The sequence below is a fragment of the Mycobacterium xenopi genome (genome assembly GCF_009936235.1).
In the GTDB taxonomy this organism is placed as follows: Bacteria; Actinomycetota; Actinomycetes; order Mycobacteriales; family Mycobacteriaceae; genus Mycobacterium; species Mycobacterium xenopi.
The window spans coordinates 4526301-4541810 of record NZ_AP022314.1 but is presented as its reverse complement, the minus strand read 5'-3'; the positions used below and the strand labels follow the sequence as shown (position 1 = coordinate 4541810).

Here is a 15510-nt window from a genome sequence, read left to right as displayed (position 1 = left end):
TCTTCACCAGACGGCGTCGCTCAAATCGTTTGGCGCCCTTCGTGAAACTCGTGGCGGCAGCGGAAACGACTAGCTGCGCCGCCGCAGATAATGGGTGACCATGTCGATCAAGGCTCGTCGCTCGCGCTGCCAGTCCACCGGCATCCCGGTGAGCATATGTGCGAGCACCACCCCGCGAAGCGTCGCCCAAATCACCTCGGCCACACCATCATTGGCAGGATCATCGGTGATCAACGCGCCCAGTCGGTTGATTGCGGAGTTCATCTCAAGCAAATGCCGCCGCGCGGACTCGCCCAGGCCGCCGCGGGTGGCCCGCAGAATTTCGAAGGCCGCCATCGAGGTGGGACTGCTATAGCATGCCCAGGCCGTGTCGACGACGACCTCGATACGTCGGCGCAGCGGCAACTCGGTCCCGTCGGCCGACGACAGACTGTCGAGCAGCTTGGCCACACCGTCGTCGACGACGGCGATCAGCAGACCATTGCGATCGCCGAAGTGGTATTGGATGACCCCCCACGTCACACCGGCCCGTTCGGCGACGTGCTTGGCGGTCGCCGCTTCGAAGCCTTCCTCGATGATGCAGCGGACCGTCTCGTCGATGATCTTCGCGCGGGTGTCGTCCCCGCGCTTGCGGGGCGCGCTGGTACGGCGGGTGGGAACCACCGGGCGACCTGAAGCTACGGACATTATTGACTTTATAACATAGACAGCTCTATTTTTGGGGGGTGAGCCAATCCCGGTACGCGCGGCTGTCCCGTGAGCAGTTGGCTGTTTTGGTCCCGGAGCTGCTGCTGATCGGGCACATGATGGATCGCTCCGGGATGGCTTGGTGTATCGAGGCATTCGGACGCGAAGAAATGCTGCAGATCGCCATCGAGGAGTGGGCGGGCGCGAGCCCGATCTACACCAAACGCATGCAGCGTGCGCTCAATTACGGGGGCGACGACGTGCCCACCATCTTCAAAGGGCTTCAACTCGATATCGGCGCACCGCCGCAGTTCATGGATTTCCGCTTCACGGTGCACGACCGCTGGCATGGCGAGTTTCACCTCGACCATTGCGGCGCGCTGCTCGACGTGGAGCCGATGGGCGACGAGTACGTCTTCGGCATGTGCCACACCATCGAGGACCCCACGTTCGACGCCACCGCCGTGGCAACCAACCCGCGAGCGCAGATGCGTCCCATTCACCGGCCGCCGCGGGTACCGTCCGATCGGCATCCCCACTGCGCCTGGACGGTGATCATCGACGACTCGCACCCGCCGGCCGAGGGCATCCCGGCGCTCGATGTCGTCCGTCAAACTCAGGCTGCTACTTGGGAACTCGGCGCGATCGATCGATCCGAGGAGGGCCTCGCCGACTACTCGGGTCCGCTGGTTTCCGACCTCGACTTCGGCGCGTTCTCGCATTCGGCGCTGGTGCGCATCGCCGACGAGGTGTGTTTGCAGATGCATCTGTTGTATCTGTCGTTCGCGATCGCGGTACGGGCACGGGCCGGGGCCGATTGTGACCTGGTCGCCTCGGTGTGCACCCGGCAGCTGACCGGCGTGGCGGGGCTTGGGGCTGAGCGGATTCATCGGGCGCTGTCGCTGCCGGGTGGTGTCGAGGGCGTCTTGAGGGTTCTGGAATTGCATCCGCTGCTCAACCCTGTCGGTTACGTCGCGGCCGAGATCATAGGCAAGCGACTCATCGTGCATCGCTCACCGGCGCACGACGACGGCGCGTGGATTTCGTTGTGTGCACCAGATTCCGTGCAGCCGTTGCAGGCGATCGCCACCGCGGTGGACCCGCATGTCCAGGTTCACCTTGCTGGAACCGCCAGCGACTGGGCGGCCGAGTTCATCGAAACCGATACCGCTGCCGCCGAATTGCCCGAGGTTTCGGTGGCCAAGCTCAGTCGCGGATCGACATTTCAGTTCCGGCCGAGACGGTCGTTGCCGCTCACCGTGGTGTGAGCCCGCGGCGGTGCTGTCAAGATGCTGACGGTCTCACTTCGGTGACACAACAGCATCGAGCGCATACCAATGATGTTGTGACGGATTCGCATCGGCGTGGACCATGGCTATGGTTGACGCTGGCCACCGACCGCTATCGACGAAAGTATTCGCTTTATGTACGACCCGCTGGGGTTGTCGATCGGGACCACCAACCTAGTCGCGGCGCGTAACGGCACTCCACCCGTCATGCGGCGCGCCATGTTGACCCTCTACCCGCACCGTGCACCCGAACTCGGTGTTCCCGTGGAGGATTCGGACTCACCCGCAGCCGGGATCGTGATGACCGGCTTTGTCGAAAGGGTGGGTGAGTCCAAGGCACTGGTATCAGGCAACGGCTCGACCCACGACCCGGCCCTGCTGTTGGTCGAAGCGCTCGACGCGCTGATTGCCGCGTTGGGCGCTGACCCCTCGACCGCAGATATCTCGATAGCGGCGCCCGCACACTGGGAGATCGATGCGCTGCGGGCCCTGCAGGAAGCACTATGTACGCATGCGGGTTTCGTCCGGATTGGGGTCGCCCCACGCCTTGTCTCCGATGCGATGACGGCGTTGACGGCGTTGAACTCGCAGGCGCGGTTGCCGGCTGACGGTGTGGTCGCCTTGTTCGATTTCGGTGGTGGCGGCACGAGCATCACCTTGGCCAACGCCGCGTCCGGGTTTACGCCGATCGCCAAAACGCTGCGCTATACCGAATTTTCCGGCGACGCTATCGACCAGGCGCTGCTGATGCATGTGTTGGACGGCATCGGTCATAGCACTCAGGCCGACATCGCGAGCACCGCTGCAGTCGGAGAGCTGACTCAGCTCCTCGAGGAATGCCGCTGCGCCAAGGAGCGGTTGTCTACCGAGGCGGCGACCGAACTAGCGGTCGAAGTCCCCAGCAAAAGCGCTCGACTCCGCGTCACACGATCCGATCTGGAGAGCTTGATACAGGATCGACTCGACAGTGTGTTCTGCGCATTCGACGACATGTTGGCGCGCAACAACATCGGCCGCACGGGCCTCGCTGCGGTGGCGATGGCCGGTGGTGTAGCTCGGATACCGGCTGTCGCAGAACGCCTTTCGTCCCACGTCAAGCAGCCCGTGGTGACCGCTTTGCAACCCGAACTCGCCCCTGCGGTGGGCGCCATGATGCTCGCGGCACAACCTCGAGCCGAGGGGGTCGATGAGAGGCTCGAAGCGCCGACGGCGATCGCGGCAATGGCCGGTGCGACCACCGGCAGCATGCGTTCGATGACCGGCGGGTTCATCCCGCCTGCCGACGATTCAAACACTGTGGAGTGCGGGGTCAGCACGCTAGACGACACCTTCGGCTTGTCTACCGGTGGCTTCGGCGCGATCAACGGCGACGTGCTTGCCGGTGATGACGCGACGCCGCGACAGCTGGCCTGGTCGGAGGCCGATGACACCGGCAACGAGCCGGTGCCGTTTACTGGTTCGTTCTACCGCTTCTACGACGACGATGCCCGCGCCACGCCGTCGCAGCTGCTGCCGACCATAAAGCCGCCGGTCGAGCGACCGCGGCGATATCGCCTGCCGCAGTTGCTTGTCGGGCTCGCGGGTCTGGTCTCGATGACCGCCATCGGTGGGGTGGCGTTGTCGTTGACAAGCACGACCGAACGACACGTGCCTCCCGCGCCAACGAGCACGACGACCGTGGCGCCGCCGCCAGCACTCAGCTCCCCGCCGCCGTCACCGAGTCTCGCCCCGCCGCCGTCTCCGAGCGCCGCGCCGCCACCGACCAGCGTCGAAGCGCCACCGCCGCCCCCGCCGTCGTCCGAAGCGCCGCCACCACCGCCGCCGGTGACGACGACATACCGCGCGGCGCCGACAACCACGACCCAGCCGACCACGACCACCACAACCACGACGACAACGACCACTACGACGACCACCCCGTCGCCGACTACGACGACGACCACCACAACGACGGTGCCGATGACCACCGAGTGGTTGACGGTCCCGTTGGTGCCCGTCCCGATACCGATTCAGGTTCCGCAGTCGCAGGCGCCGAACCCGCCTCAGAACCAGTTTGTGAATCCCGGCGGCTACTGACCGCAAACCTGGCTAACCCGAACCGCCCTCGCCGGAATGCTGCCGCGGCGGCACAGCTATGTCGCCCGAGGCGTTCGCACTGTCTGGATCCCTGTTCGCAGCTATGCGGGTAGGGTTGGACTACCAAGGTCGGCGGAGCCATCGGGTGGTGCTGCCGTCTCACTTCGACAAGAACTTCATAGGTCCAGCTAATCCGGCTGTAACGCCGTATCCGGATGCGGCGACGAAGTTTGTAGGTGGCGGCCCGCGCGGTGCACTCCTCCGCCAGACCGTGGCAGCAAAAACTTTGGAGGAGTTGTGGACATCGTACTCGGGGTGTCGATGGCCCCCACTACGGTCCGCATGGTGCTGGTCGAAGGCGAAAACGCGGACGGTGCCACCGTCGACGAAGACCACTTCGAGGTGGCAGTCGATGGCGACTCAGCAACCGCAGCCGCGGCCGATCAGGTGATAGCCGCGATCCTGGGCACACGGGAAGCCGCGCTGGAGGCCGGCTATCAACTGACGTCGACCGGCGTGACGTGGACCGACGCCCAGGACGCTCCCGTGTTGCGCGATGCCCTGGATAGCCGGCAAATCGACGGCGTCATGCTGGTCGGGCCGTTGCTGGCCACCGCAGCCCTAGCGCAAACGGTGGGCACCGCGCTGGGCTACGAGCACATCGCATTGCTGTTCGTCGAGCCGCGGAGCGCCACCTTGGCCGTCGTCAATTGCGCCGACGGCTCGATCGTCGACTTGCGTCGACGGCTCGTGAACACGGTGTGGGGCGAAGGCGACACGGCCGAGCTGGCGGCCGACGCGGCAGAGCTGACGTCGATGGTGTGCGGCCTGGAGTCGCTGGAATCTCGCCCGCAGGGCGTGTTCATCGTTGGCTGCGGCGTCGACGTCGTGCCCATTAAGCAGCGCCTGGAGGAGGCGACGACTCTTCCGGTGAGCGTGCCCGAGGAGCCGGACACGGCCTTGGCTCGAGGGGCGGCGCTAGCGTCAGCGAATGCCCCACTGTTTGCGTCATCGACTGCCGCTTTGGCCTACGCGCAAGATCCCGGCACCGGCGAGGTCGATCAGTACGCGGTCGCCCCGACCTACCTGGACGTTTCCGGGCAGGCCAGCCCAGCGAGCGGGGCACTGGCGTATAGCGCGCTGCCTGACCTCATCGAGGAGCAGCCCCCGCGGCGACACCGGCCGATAGTACTGGTCGGCACTGCTGCGGCGGCAGCGTTGTTGATTGGCGCTGTGGCGCTGGTTGTTTCGCTGGTCGTCGATGTGCGGCCGACGGTAGGTCAGCGACCCCAACCCGGCGGGGGTGTGGTCATCCCGACCGAACAGGCGCCGGCGCCACCGACCGCGCAACCGCCTGCGCCGCCCGCCTCTGCGCCGCCGGCTGCACCGCCACCGGTCGCGTCGCCTGCGCCTGCGGCCTCGCCTGCCCCGCCGACCGCAGCACCGTCTCCGCCGCCGGAGACGATTCCGGAGCCAGCGCCGGTAGTGGCGCCGCACCCCGCGCCGGTTCATCGGACTCCGGCCCCTCAAGCACCGGCATCCCAAGCACCGGCCCCCCAAGCACCCGCATACGTGGCGCCCGCCGCCCCGGCACCGCAGCCCGCGCCGCCGGCGGCGCCTCCACCACCGCCGCCGCGCCGCCACCCCCGCCACCTCCGGCCGCGCCGCCACCGCCGCCTCCAGCGCCTGCAATGCCGCCGATGACGATGTATCTGCGGCTACCGTTCGTCACGGTGCCGATCCCGATCAATCCGCCCCCGCCGGCACCGCCGCCCGGACCCTAGCTCGCATCTGCGGCACACGGCCGCACGTGGCACGACTTCGCGTGCTGCGCGCACACTGAGGGTGACCGGTGCGGCAGAAGGGTTGTGTGATGCGCGACGACGGTGGGTTCGGATTCGATCCCGAAGATTTCGATCGAGTAATCCGCGAGGCGGGCGAAGGACTGCGCGACCTGTTCGAGCGGATCGGCAGATTCTTGACCGCGCCCGGCGACCGAGCGGGATGGTCGGTGTTTTTCGAGGACATGGCGCGCCGCTCGCGGCGCGAGCCGGAAACGACAGGCGAAACCGGCGACGGGGTCTGGGTGATCTACACCGTGGGAGACGACGGCGGCGCCCACGTCGAAGAGGTGTATGCGACTGAGCTCGATGCGCTGCGCGCGAACAAAAACAACACCGACCCGGCGCGCAAGGTCCGATTCCTGCCGTACGGCATCGCGGTCAGCGTCCTCGACAATCCGGACGAGACGGAAGGGACGCCGTAGCCCGCGCGGGCAACCGCGTGCTCCGTCGGTGACTGCGGTCCTGACGTGCGACGACGGACCCGCGGCGTCGGCGCAGCGGCGGGTCACGCTGCGGGGTGCCCCCGGCGCATGGTTTCATTCGAGCTGTGGCTGACTTGAATCGTCGCAGACTGATGCTGATGACGGGCATCGGCGCGCTGGCTGCCGCGGTCCCCGTCGCGTCGGCCAGGGCGTCGGCGACCGGGCGTAACGCACCGGCGGATCGGCTGCCACCCCCGGCAGCACCGCCCGGCAACGCCGCCACCGGCAACTACCTTTTCCACGACGAATTCGACGGGCCGGCCGGGTCCGCCCCCGATCCCTCGAAGTGGACGGTTGCGCGTGCCCGTGAGTCGATGAAAGACCCGACGTTTTGGGAGCGGCCGGAAAACGTCGGGCAATACCGCGACGATCGCAGAAATGTGTTCCTCGACGGCAAATCCAATCTTGTGATCCGTGCGGCGAAAGATGGCAACATTTACTACAGCGGCAAAATTCAAAGCCCGTGGCGGGGCGGCATCGGCCACACCTGGGAAGCGCGGGTAAAACTCGATTGCCTGACTGCCGGCTGCTGGCCGGCCTTTTGGTTGGGCAACGACGATCGCGGCGAAATCGACGTGTTCGAGTGGTACGGCAACGGCAACTGGCCTTCGGCAACCACCGTGCACGCAAAAGCAAACGGCTCCGAATGGGCAACGCACAAGATTGCGATCGACAGCGGCTGGCACACATGGCGATGCCAATGGGACGAGGCAGGCATCCGCTTCTGGAAAGACTACGTTGACGGTGCGCCACCGTATTTCGACGTGCCAGCGAAATCGTTAGCGGACTGGCCCTTCAATGATCCTGGCTACCAAGTGTTTCCGGTGCTGAACTTGGCAGTTGCCGGTTCGGGTGGCGGCGATCCGCGGCCGGGTAAGTATCCAGCGGACATGCTCATCGACTGGGTGCGTGTCTGGTGATTCTTCGCGCGGTGTGCGGTGACTCCGCCGGAGCGCGGGCCAGCCGTTTGCCCGCGTTCCGTTGCGCTGCCGCGGTGTCAAATGGTTTTATTCCAACAGCGTTCGCCAGCGTTGAGCCTGCAGCGCTTTGCGCCCGGGTCGATTTTCCGCTTGTAGCGATTGGTGGTTTGTGAAATGGATCGTCGCAGCATGTTGTTGATGACGGGAATTGGCGCGCTGTTAGCTGCGGTACGCATGCCCCAGGCATGGGCTCACCCGTCTTCACCCAAGGCGCCGGCTCCCGTGCCACCTCCGTCCGCGCCGGCCGGCTCCGCCGGCGGGAGCTATATTTTCTCCGACGAATTCGACGGACCGGCGGGTGCGGGTCCCGATCCGGCCAAATGGACGGTGCAGACCTGGCAGGACGATGTCTTCCCGCCGGTCGAGGGGATCTATCGTGCCCAAAACGTGTTTCTGGACGGCAATTCCAATCTCGTCCTGCAAGCCACCCGAGAGGGTGACCAGTATTACAGCGGCAAAGTGCGGGGAAACTGGCGCGGCCCCATCGGCCACACCTGGGAGGCACGGATAAAGCTGGACTGCTTGTACCCCGGCCTGTGGCCGGCATTCTGGACTGTCCAGGAGGATCCGCTGCCAGACGGCGAGGTCGACATTTTCGAGTGGTACGGCAACGGTCAGTGGCCCCCAGGGACGACGGTCCATGCGGCGTCCAACGGGAAAACGTGGGAAGGCAAATCGATCCCCGGGCTGGTGGACAGCGCTTGGCACACCTGGCAAATGGGATGGTATGAGGACGGTTTCCATTTCTCGCGAGACGGCACACCGTATTTCAGCGTTCCGCCCAAACCCATCCATGTCCACGGCGGCGCTCCGGACGACATGCGCTGGCCGTTCAACAACCCCGGCTATTGGATGACCCCCATGTTTACCCTTGCCGTCGGTGGGGTTGGTGCGGGCGATCCGGCACTGGGCACCTATCCGGCCCAGATGCTCATCGACTACATCCGGGTCTGGTAATTCGGCTCAACGCTTTACCAGCCGAATAACCTTGCTGCGGTTCAGGGTCTGCTCGTGATCGACCCTGAATCCCTGGCGTTGCGCGGCATCGACGACGGGTGCAGGCGTCGTGCGGTCAACGATTGCCCACAACACCGTGCAGCGGGCTAGCCGTGGCTTGACGACATCGCTATCGAGGGGAAGATCTTGCGTCCACAACTGGGCCGCGTACGCGCCCGGGATACCGGCTGCGACGTCGTCAAGCTGAGCAAAGGCGTCGGGCCGGGCAGCGGCAGCGGCCCGCAACGGTTCATTGTCTGCGGCACCGAAGACGATGCAGTCATGCGGTTTGGAATTGGCGTTGATGACGCGGGCAATTTCGGAATAGTCAGCGCCGCCTGTTTTCCCGTACCTGCCGCGCTGCGTGACGAACGCGGTGGCCGAACTAAGTGCAAGAATTGCTAGGATTACCAACATCATTCGCGTTCGCTGCCGCGCGATGGCTGCGATACAAACCCCGAGCAGCAATCCCAGGCCAGGCGCGGTGTAGGTCAGATACCTTGGCTGATAGACGTTGCTGCCAACAGCCGAGTATCCGACGAGTATCGCGGTCGGGATCACCATCCACGGTAACGCCACCGCCAGTGCGTCTAGGGCAGCCTTCCTGGTAGTGAGCGCAATCGATCCCCATGCCAGAAGGACCGCGGTTGCACACATGAAAAGCCTTGAGCCGGTGAGCCATTGTTCCCAGACCACTCCGCTTAGGTAACCACCCTGACCGATCCACCAGAGCTGGGTTTGGCGCTGGCCGGCCGCCAACGCAATCAGTGGAGAGGCTAGAGCGGCAGCGGCCACGACCGCGACACCAAAGGGCAAGAGCTGCCGCCACTTTCGTCTCAACATGAGGGTGACAGCGTGGGCGAACACCAGCAGGCCAAGGTACACGTAGGTGACAACGGCGAGCGCGAGGACGAAACTGTAGAGCGCCCACAACGAAAACCCACGCTGGGCTGCGGCGATGACGAGCACCACCGTCAGCCACACCGCGACCGCGGCGGTCAACGCATAGGACCGGGCTTCGACTGCTGACCAAAGGATGCGCGGCAACACGGCAAAGGCAACCGCCGCAGCCCATGCGGTGGGTCGGTTGGCCACCAGTTTGCCCAACACGACGAGACCGGCAGCGGCGACGCCCACTGCGACCGCGCTGGGAAGTCGCGCGGTGAACTCGTTGATCGGCGCCCACGACAACCACGCATGCATCGCGAGGTAGTACAGGCCGTGGACCGCGTCGAAGTTCAGGAGCAGCCGCAGGATGTCGATCTCTGACCGGTTCGCGGCGGCTATCGTGGCCGACTCGTCGAACCAGAATGACGGCCGCCAGGAGAGCAGCATGCCCACGAGCGTGGCCAGGACTGCCGCTATCCAGGGGTCGGCCCTGTCGGGCACCTGCCAGCGAAACCGCTGATGCGGTGTCTCGGCGGCAGGTGCGGTGACGGCGTCTGCCAGCGACTCTGGTGGATCGCTCATGACGGAGATGTTCTCACTGCCGCTGCCAGTGCCGTCGTTCGCTTATGGCCTGTCGCGACCATAACGGGCACCGTCACCCCCGACCGTTATCAATTTGTGACTTTTCTTTGCTTGTTCTACGGTGCTTGCGGTGGGTCGGCAGCGAATGCGCAGGGGCAGCGACGGTCATCGGTTATTAGTCCTGGCTGCACTCAGCGCCGTTGCCAGGGAGTGATCTTTAGTGGTCACGCAACTTGCACCCCGTCTCGGGGTTGTTCGGCAGCCTTGCGGCTGCGTCCCTTCCGCGCTTCACAGCCACCTGCCCGGCTCGGCCGGGTCTTACGGTCGGCTCCACGCTTGACGGCGGCCCCGACTGGGCCGACGACGCTAATGGTGTCCTCGTAGCGTGCGAGGTTGATCGCGGCGTTGGCATCACGTCGATGGGTGACCGAGCAGCTGCCACATTGCCAGGTTTCGTCCCACCCGATGTCTTTGCACATGCCCGCAAACGTGGCAGGTTTTCGACGACGGGAACCATCGGTCGGTGGCGACGGTGGCCAGACGCCGCACACCCACATCGACACCGACCCGTGACTCAGGATGCGCCACGCACGGCTGTTGGGGGCGCTGCGCGAGCACTCGCACGCTCGCGTCCAACCGAGTACCGTTACGCCGCAAGCTGATTGCCAACACCCGCGCTCGGCCTTTGGTGATCAGCCGTTCGATACGGCGGGTGTTCTCGTGGGTACGAACGGTCCCAATGACCGGCAGCGTCAGATTGCCCGCAGCATCAGTGCGCTGTTTCCCGAGATCCAGAAAATCGGTGGTGTGCGGCCGGTTCGCTGCGTTGGCATCCCCAGGGGTTGGCGCTCGACGTGATGATCCCCAACCCCGGCAGCGCCGAAGGCATCGCGCTTGGTAACCAAATCGTTGCATTCGTGCTGGCGAACACGGACCGCTTCGGCATACAAGATGCGATCTGGCGCGGCGTCTACTACACGCCCAAAGGCGCGCGACAAACGGGGTACGGCCATTTCGACCACGTCCACGTCACGACGATTGGTGGCGGATATCCCACCGGCGGGGAAACTACGTGCGCTGCCTTAAAGCATTGTGGCCGTGGCCTTTCGAGGCCAGATGCAATCCGGTAGACATCTCGTTGAGTATGTGCAGCCGTCCCGCTGCCATCCCTTACGCCCAGGCTGAACGTCACTATTTGGAAACGGCGCGGTGCGGCGCGCCGCGTCTTTCACATCGGCTCTGCTAACAATTGAATCCGTGTCTAAGTATCGCTTCGGGCGGCCATGCGGTTTTGCCGAGCCTTGTGCGTGCGCCAACATTCGAGCGCGAAGGAGTTGACGGTGATGACGAGCTTTGATCGGGTCAGCATCAAAGTCGTTGCCGGTGCGGGGCTTTGCGGGGCCGCTCTAGCGTTGAGCCCGCACGCCGCTGCCGCGCCGCTGATAACGGGCGGCTACGCGTGCATGCAGGGACTGGCCGGCGAAGTCGAATCAGGGGCTGCCGCAGGTGTATGCGCTCCTGCGAGCGCTCCGCTCACTGACATGGCTGGTGCTGCCGGGGCCGGGGCGGCCCGGCTGGCGCGCCGGTGCCGGTGGGTGCTCCGGTCGGTGCTCCCGTGGGCGCCCCGGTGGGTGCGCCGGTGCCGGTCGGTGCCCCGGTCGGTGCTCCGGTCGGTGCGCCGGTGGGTGCCCCGGTACCCGTGGGCGCCCCGGTTGGTGCTCCCGTGGGCGCCCCGGTGGGTGCGCCGGTGCCGGCGGGCGCTCCACTCATCGACATGTCGGGTAGCTATCGCGGCAAAGGTGACCCGACTGGTCCCGCGCCGGCTGGTGGACCAGTGCCCGGTCAGCCGGTTCTACCCGGCCCCGCTGGTGCGAGCTGAGGCCACGACGGCTAGCGAAAACCCGGCCCTAACAGCGGCTTGAGGCCGTGCATTTCTCGTGACGCCAACGGCGGTCGCCGCGGCTAGTCCTGCACTATGACCGGGTCGCCGATGTTGACCGTGTTGAAGTACCACTCCGCGTCCGCGGGGCCAAGGCTGATGCAGCCATGGCTGACGTTCTCAAACCCGAGCGAGTGGATCGCCCACGGAGCCGAATGCACGTAGAGGCCGCGCCTGCTGATACGGACGGCGTAATCCACCGGCACCCGGTAGCCCTCGGGATCGGTAACCGGGATGCCGACACTGCTCGAATCCATAATCACCGTGCGCTCTTTGGCTAACACGGTGTAAGAGCCGACGGGCGTCGGGAAGTGCGGCCGCCCCATCGAGGCCAGCATCACGCCCTCTTCTCCCGCGTGCGGTAGATGATGCGGTGCAGGTCGCCGAGGCAGCGGTCCCGCCCCGACTCCGTCGATGCTCACGGTGAACGTGTGATCGGAGATATCGGCGACGCCGAGGACGGCAGGCCCGGTCTTGAAGTCCGTGGACAGGGCGCCCACCGAAAGCGCCACGGTGCTGTGCGCCGGCCAGAATCGATCGGGAACCCACTGCACAACGTCGTTGGCGAGCCACTCGAACTTGCCGGTCATCGGGGGCGTCGACTTGACCTCGATGGCCTGTTCGGCCGCGTGCCGGTTGGCGATGGGCGCCCTGAACATCACCACCACGGGGTGTGCCACACCCACGACCTGATCCCGGGTCGGCCGAACTGATGCGATGGCAAACCGGTACGGCTGATCCGCTGCCAGCAGGCGCACGTCGGCCGGCGGCCCAACCACAATCGCAGCAATCCCGATCACCGCAAAAACCCACCGAACGACGGCCCACATAGCTCCAATTCCTTCGCAATGCCACTGCGATGGTAGAGGGGCTACGACGAGTGAATCTGCAGGCGCGCGTTAGGAATTCGGTCAAGTCTCTGTCACGTTTTGGCCACGGAGAGCCAACTCGCGATGCGTATCAAGCAGCGTCTGCGCTGGCCGAAGTGGAGCCGATGACGGGAATCGAACCCGCGTTCTCAGCTTGGGAAAGTATTTTCGCTGTTCGAACACCCAGCCCTCACCTAGCCCACACCTAGTTAGTTAGCGACCCCAGCACCGACGCCGAGCTACGGCAACGTGATTCCGCTACACGGCTAGGTGCAGCAGTTGGGATCTAGCACCGAGCAGAGTGCCACGAGCGCGTCAGGCCGAGGCCGGTGATACACATTCATTCCGCGCCGCTCGGACGCGACTAGTCCGGCGCGACGTAGCTGGGTCAGGTGATGGCTGACCGTTGACTCAGAAAGGCCCACCGCAGCCGCTAGATCGGTACTGCATTCCTCGCCTTCGGCGGAACCGAAGAGTAGCGAGACCAGCTTGACCCGCACGGGGTCGGCGAGTGCCTTCAGCCGAAGCGCTATTTCCAACGCGGCGGTGTCGTCCACCGGCCCCGCTGCGACCGGTGCACAACAGACCGGTGCGGCGATATCCACCATCGGCAATGTCTTCGGCATAGGTTCATCATGCCAGAGAATGTTGACATATATCAAAGAGGTGGCATGATCGGCGCCAGTAGTTCGATATATGTCTCACAGGTAGAGGAGTCAGTCATGTCACGAGTCCAACTCGCGTTGAACGTCGAAAAGCTGGATGAGGCGGTTGCCTTCTACTCAAAATTGTTCGACACACAGCCGGCCAAACTCAAAGACGGCTACGCCAACTTTGCCATCGCCGAACCGTCGCTGAAGCTGGTGCTGTTGGAGAACCCCGGCAAGGGCGGCACAATCAACCACCTCGGTGTCGAAGTTGAATCAAGTGAGAAGGTCCACGCCGAGATTGCCCGGCTAGCGGGTGAAGGAATGTTCACGGAGGAACAGATCGGGACGACCTGTTGCTTCGCGACACAAGACAAAGTGTGGCTGACCGGACCGGCTGGCGAAAGGTGGGAGATTTACAAGGTTCTCGCGGACTCAGACACCTTTTGGGGCGAGAATGCGCCGGCGTTCGGGGACGTGCCGGCGGCTGAAGAGGCCTGCTGCGCCGGAAACTCCTCCACAGCCAAATGAGCGCACCGGCCGCCGCCGACCACATACCCGTCGTCGGTAAGCTGTCCACGCTCGACCGATTCCTACCGCTGTGGATCGGCGCCGCGATGGTCGTCGGGCTGTTGCTGGGCCGTGCCCTTCCCGGTTTGAACCGCGCGCTCGGCGCCATTCAGGTTGACGGCATCTCACTGCCCATCGCCATCGGGCTGCTGGTGATGATGTACCCGGTGCTGGCGAAGGTTCGCTACGACCGGCTCGACACCGTGACCGGCGACCGCAAACTTATGGTCGTGTCGCTGTTGCTCAACTGGGTGATCGGTCCGGCGCTGATGTTCGCCTTAGCGTGGTTATTGCTGCCGGATCTGCCCGAGTACCGCACTGGGCTGATCATCGTCGGCCTCGCCCGATGCATAGCGATGGTGATTATCTGGAATGACCTCGCTTGCGGCGACCGCGAGGCCGCAGCAGTACTGGTTGCCCTGAACTCGATGTTCCAGGTCGCAATGTTCGCCGCGCTCGGCTGGTTCTACCTGTCGGTGCTGCCCGGCTGGCTCGGCTTGCAACAGGCAGCTATCACAGCCTCGCCGTGGCAGATCGCCAAATCCGTCCTGATATTTCTTGGTGTCCCGCTGCTCTTGGGTTATCTGTCGCGCCGAGTTGGTGAGCGCAACAAGGGCCGATGGTGGTACGAGTCGCGATTCTTGCCTGCTGTCGGCCCATGGGCGCTCTACGGGCTGTTGTTCACCATTGTCATCCTGTTCGCTCTTCAGGGCGCACAGATCATTGCTCGCCCTTGGGATGTCGCGCGGATCGCATTGCCGCTACTCGCCTACTTCGCCATCATGTGGGGCGGCGGCTACATACTCGGCGGCAGGCTGGGCCTCGGCTATGAACGAACCACCACACTTGCATTTACCGCCGCTGGGAACAATTTTGAGCTAGCGATAGCCGTTGCCATCGCCACTTTTGGTGCGACGTCCGGGCAAGCCCTGGCCGGAGTTGTTGGGCCGCTGATTGAAGTGCCTGTACTTGTTGCGCTGGTTTATGTGTCCCTGGCGGTCCGACGCCGATTCACGCCGACCCCGAGCGCAACATGAATAATCCCTGCGGGAAACCCGCAGTGTTGTTTCTTTGTGTCCATAATGCGGGTCGATCCCAGATGGCTTGGGGGTTCTTCAGGCACCTCGCCGGTGACCGTGCCGTCGTGTTTTCCGCGGGATCCGAGCCGGCCGACCGGGTCAACCCGACCGCAGTCTCAGCGATGGCCGAAAAGGGCATCGACATCACTGCAGAGCAACCGCAGCGCTGGACCGACGACATGGTGCAGGCTGCTGATGTCGTCGTCACGATGGGCTGCGGTGACACCTGTCCCGTCATTCCGGGGCGGCGTTACGAAGATTGGGCCTTGGCCGATCCAGCGGGACAATCCATTGAAGCCGTTCGACGGATACGCGACGAGATTGAAATGCGGGTCCGCCGACTGCTGGACGAACTAGGCGTTGCCCCGTCGACCGATGCACAACCTTCATGTAGCTGCTGATACCTGAGCTGAGCGCTTTCGACGGGCTGCTTGGGTCGGGCACTGAACCGCCGCGACGCCAGCGCTCGTTTTGCACGCATGTCAAGTAGCTGGGGCGCATAGGTGCCTCCGGAAGCAGCTGTCAGAATCGATTAGTTATGATTTCGTGACCCTTCCTCCATTTGCTCGTGAGGTGCCTTCC

Annotated in this window: 11 protein-coding genes and 4 pseudogenes; 10 read left to right on the top strand and 5 right to left on the bottom strand. The window is 64.5% G+C overall.

The window, feature by feature from the left end:
* Positions 1-69: 69 nt before the first annotated feature.
* The gene (locus MYXE_RS21805) at positions 70-687 is read right to left on the bottom strand and encodes a TetR/AcrR family transcriptional regulator (RefSeq protein ID WP_085193247.1); all 618 of its coding nucleotides are present in this window, start codon (positions 685-687) and stop codon (positions 70-72) included.
* A 38-nt stretch (positions 688-725) separates the two neighbouring features.
* Here MYXE_RS21805 and MYXE_RS21800 point away from each other — a divergent pair, with 38 nt between their 5' ends.
* The 6 genes from MYXE_RS21800 (at position 726) to MYXE_RS21775 (ending at position 8315) form a co-directional block, all read left to right on the top strand.
* Positions 726-1955 carry a hypothetical protein gene (locus tag MYXE_RS21800; protein ID WP_085193245.1) on the top strand — a complete coding sequence of 410 codons (1230 nt, stop codon included), beginning with the start codon at positions 726-728 and terminating at the stop codon, positions 1953-1955.
* A 156-nt stretch (positions 1956-2111) separates the two neighbouring features.
* Entirely contained in the window at positions 2112-4052 is a 1941-nt protein-coding gene (locus MYXE_RS21795; protein ID WP_085193243.1) for an Hsp70 family protein, read from the top strand.
* A gap of 297 nt (positions 4053-4349) precedes the next feature.
* Entirely contained in the window at positions 4350-5756 is a 1407-nt protein-coding gene (locus MYXE_RS21790) for a DUF7159 family protein (RefSeq protein WP_161552137.1), read from the top strand.
* 169 nt (positions 5757-5925) lie between these two features.
* On the top strand, positions 5926-6318 hold the full coding sequence (locus MYXE_RS21785; RefSeq protein WP_003920693.1) for a hypothetical protein: 393 nt from the start codon (positions 5926-5928) through the stop codon (positions 6316-6318).
* Between the two features lie 152 nt (positions 6319-6470).
* Complete coding sequence (locus MYXE_RS21780; RefSeq protein WP_415624501.1) at positions 6471-7298, top strand: glycoside hydrolase family 16 protein; 828 nt, start codon at positions 6471-6473, stop codon at positions 7296-7298.
* 174 nt (positions 7299-7472) lie between these two features.
* The gene (locus tag MYXE_RS21775; RefSeq protein WP_003920695.1) at positions 7473-8315 is read left to right on the top strand and encodes a glycoside hydrolase family 16 protein; all 843 of its coding nucleotides are present in this window, start codon (positions 7473-7475) and stop codon (positions 8313-8315) included.
* A 6-nt stretch (positions 8316-8321) separates the two neighbouring features.
* Here the strand turns inward: MYXE_RS21775 and MYXE_RS21770 are convergent, their stop codons facing one another.
* Positions 8322-9824 carry a glycosyltransferase family 39 protein gene (locus MYXE_RS21770; RefSeq protein ID WP_085193239.1) on the bottom strand — a complete coding sequence of 501 codons (1503 nt, stop codon included), beginning with the start codon at positions 9822-9824 and terminating at the stop codon, positions 8322-8324.
* Positions 9825-10048: 224 nt separating this feature from the next.
* Positions 10049-10583 (bottom strand): annotated as a pseudogene (locus tag MYXE_RS21765) (zinc ribbon domain-containing protein); the annotation flags it as partial.
* Here MYXE_RS21765 and MYXE_RS21760 point away from each other — a divergent pair.
* Together MYXE_RS21760 and MYXE_RS24760 are read left to right on the top strand one after the other, a co-directional pair.
* Positions 10584-10954 (top strand): annotated as a pseudogene (locus tag MYXE_RS21760) (hypothetical protein); the annotation flags it as partial.
* Positions 10955-11167: 213 nt separating this feature from the next.
* Positions 11168-11703, top strand: a pseudogene (locus MYXE_RS24760) (hypothetical protein).
* A gap of 83 nt (positions 11704-11786) precedes the next feature.
* Here the strand turns inward: MYXE_RS24760 and MYXE_RS21755 are convergent.
* Together MYXE_RS21755 and MYXE_RS21750 are read right to left on the bottom strand one after the other, a co-directional pair.
* Positions 11787-12593: a L,D-transpeptidase gene (locus tag MYXE_RS21755; protein WP_085193236.1), complete on the bottom strand. Its 807-nt coding sequence runs from the start codon at positions 12591-12593 to the stop codon at positions 11787-11789.
* 305 nt (positions 12594-12898) lie between these two features.
* The gene (locus tag MYXE_RS21750; protein WP_003922418.1) at positions 12899-13258 is read right to left on the bottom strand and encodes an Rv2640c family ArsR-like transcriptional regulator; all 360 of its coding nucleotides are present in this window, start codon (positions 13256-13258) and stop codon (positions 12899-12901) included.
* Positions 13259-13354: 96 nt separating this feature from the next.
* Here MYXE_RS21750 and MYXE_RS21745 point away from each other — a divergent pair, with 96 nt between their 5' ends.
* Positions 13355-13810 (top strand): ArsI/CadI family heavy metal resistance metalloenzyme, encoded by a 456-nt coding sequence (locus MYXE_RS21745; RefSeq protein ID WP_085193276.1) that lies wholly within the window; start codon positions 13355-13357, stop codon positions 13808-13810.
* Positions 13807-15329 (top strand): annotated as a pseudogene (gene arsB / locus MYXE_RS21740) (ACR3 family arsenite efflux transporter). Before MYXE_RS21745 ends, arsB begins: the two are co-directional and overlap by 4 nt.
* Positions 15330-15510: the final 181 nt, after the last annotated feature.

Bases quoted from the DNA above. Each gene is read 5' to 3' on its own strand.
- MYXE_RS21805 (WP_085193247.1), bottom strand. From the start codon at position 687: ATGTCCGTAGCTTCAGGTCGCCCGGTGGTTCCCACCCGCCGTACCAGC.
- MYXE_RS21795 (WP_085193243.1), top strand. From the start codon at position 2,112: ATGTACGACCCGCTGGGGTTGTCGATCGGGACCACCAACCTAGTCGCG.
- MYXE_RS21785 (WP_003920693.1), top strand. From the start codon at position 5,926: ATGCGCGACGACGGTGGGTTCGGATTCGATCCCGAAGATTTCGATCGA.
- MYXE_RS21780 (WP_415624501.1), top strand. From the start codon at position 6,471: ATGCTGATGACGGGCATCGGCGCGCTGGCTGCCGCGGTCCCCGTCGCG.
- MYXE_RS21775 (WP_003920695.1), top strand. From the start codon at position 7,473: ATGGATCGTCGCAGCATGTTGTTGATGACGGGAATTGGCGCGCTGTTA.
- MYXE_RS21770 (WP_085193239.1), bottom strand. From the start codon at position 9,824: ATGAGCGATCCACCAGAGTCGCTGGCAGACGCCGTCACCGCACCTGCC.
- MYXE_RS21755 (WP_085193236.1), bottom strand. From the start codon at position 12,593: ATGTGGGCCGTCGTTCGGTGGGTTTTTGCGGTGATCGGGATTGCTGCG.
- MYXE_RS21750 (WP_003922418.1), bottom strand. From the start codon at position 13,258: ATGCCGAAGACATTGCCGATGGTGGATATCGCCGCACCGGTCTGTTGT.
- MYXE_RS21745 (WP_085193276.1), top strand. From the start codon at position 13,355: ATGTCACGAGTCCAACTCGCGTTGAACGTCGAAAAGCTGGATGAGGCG.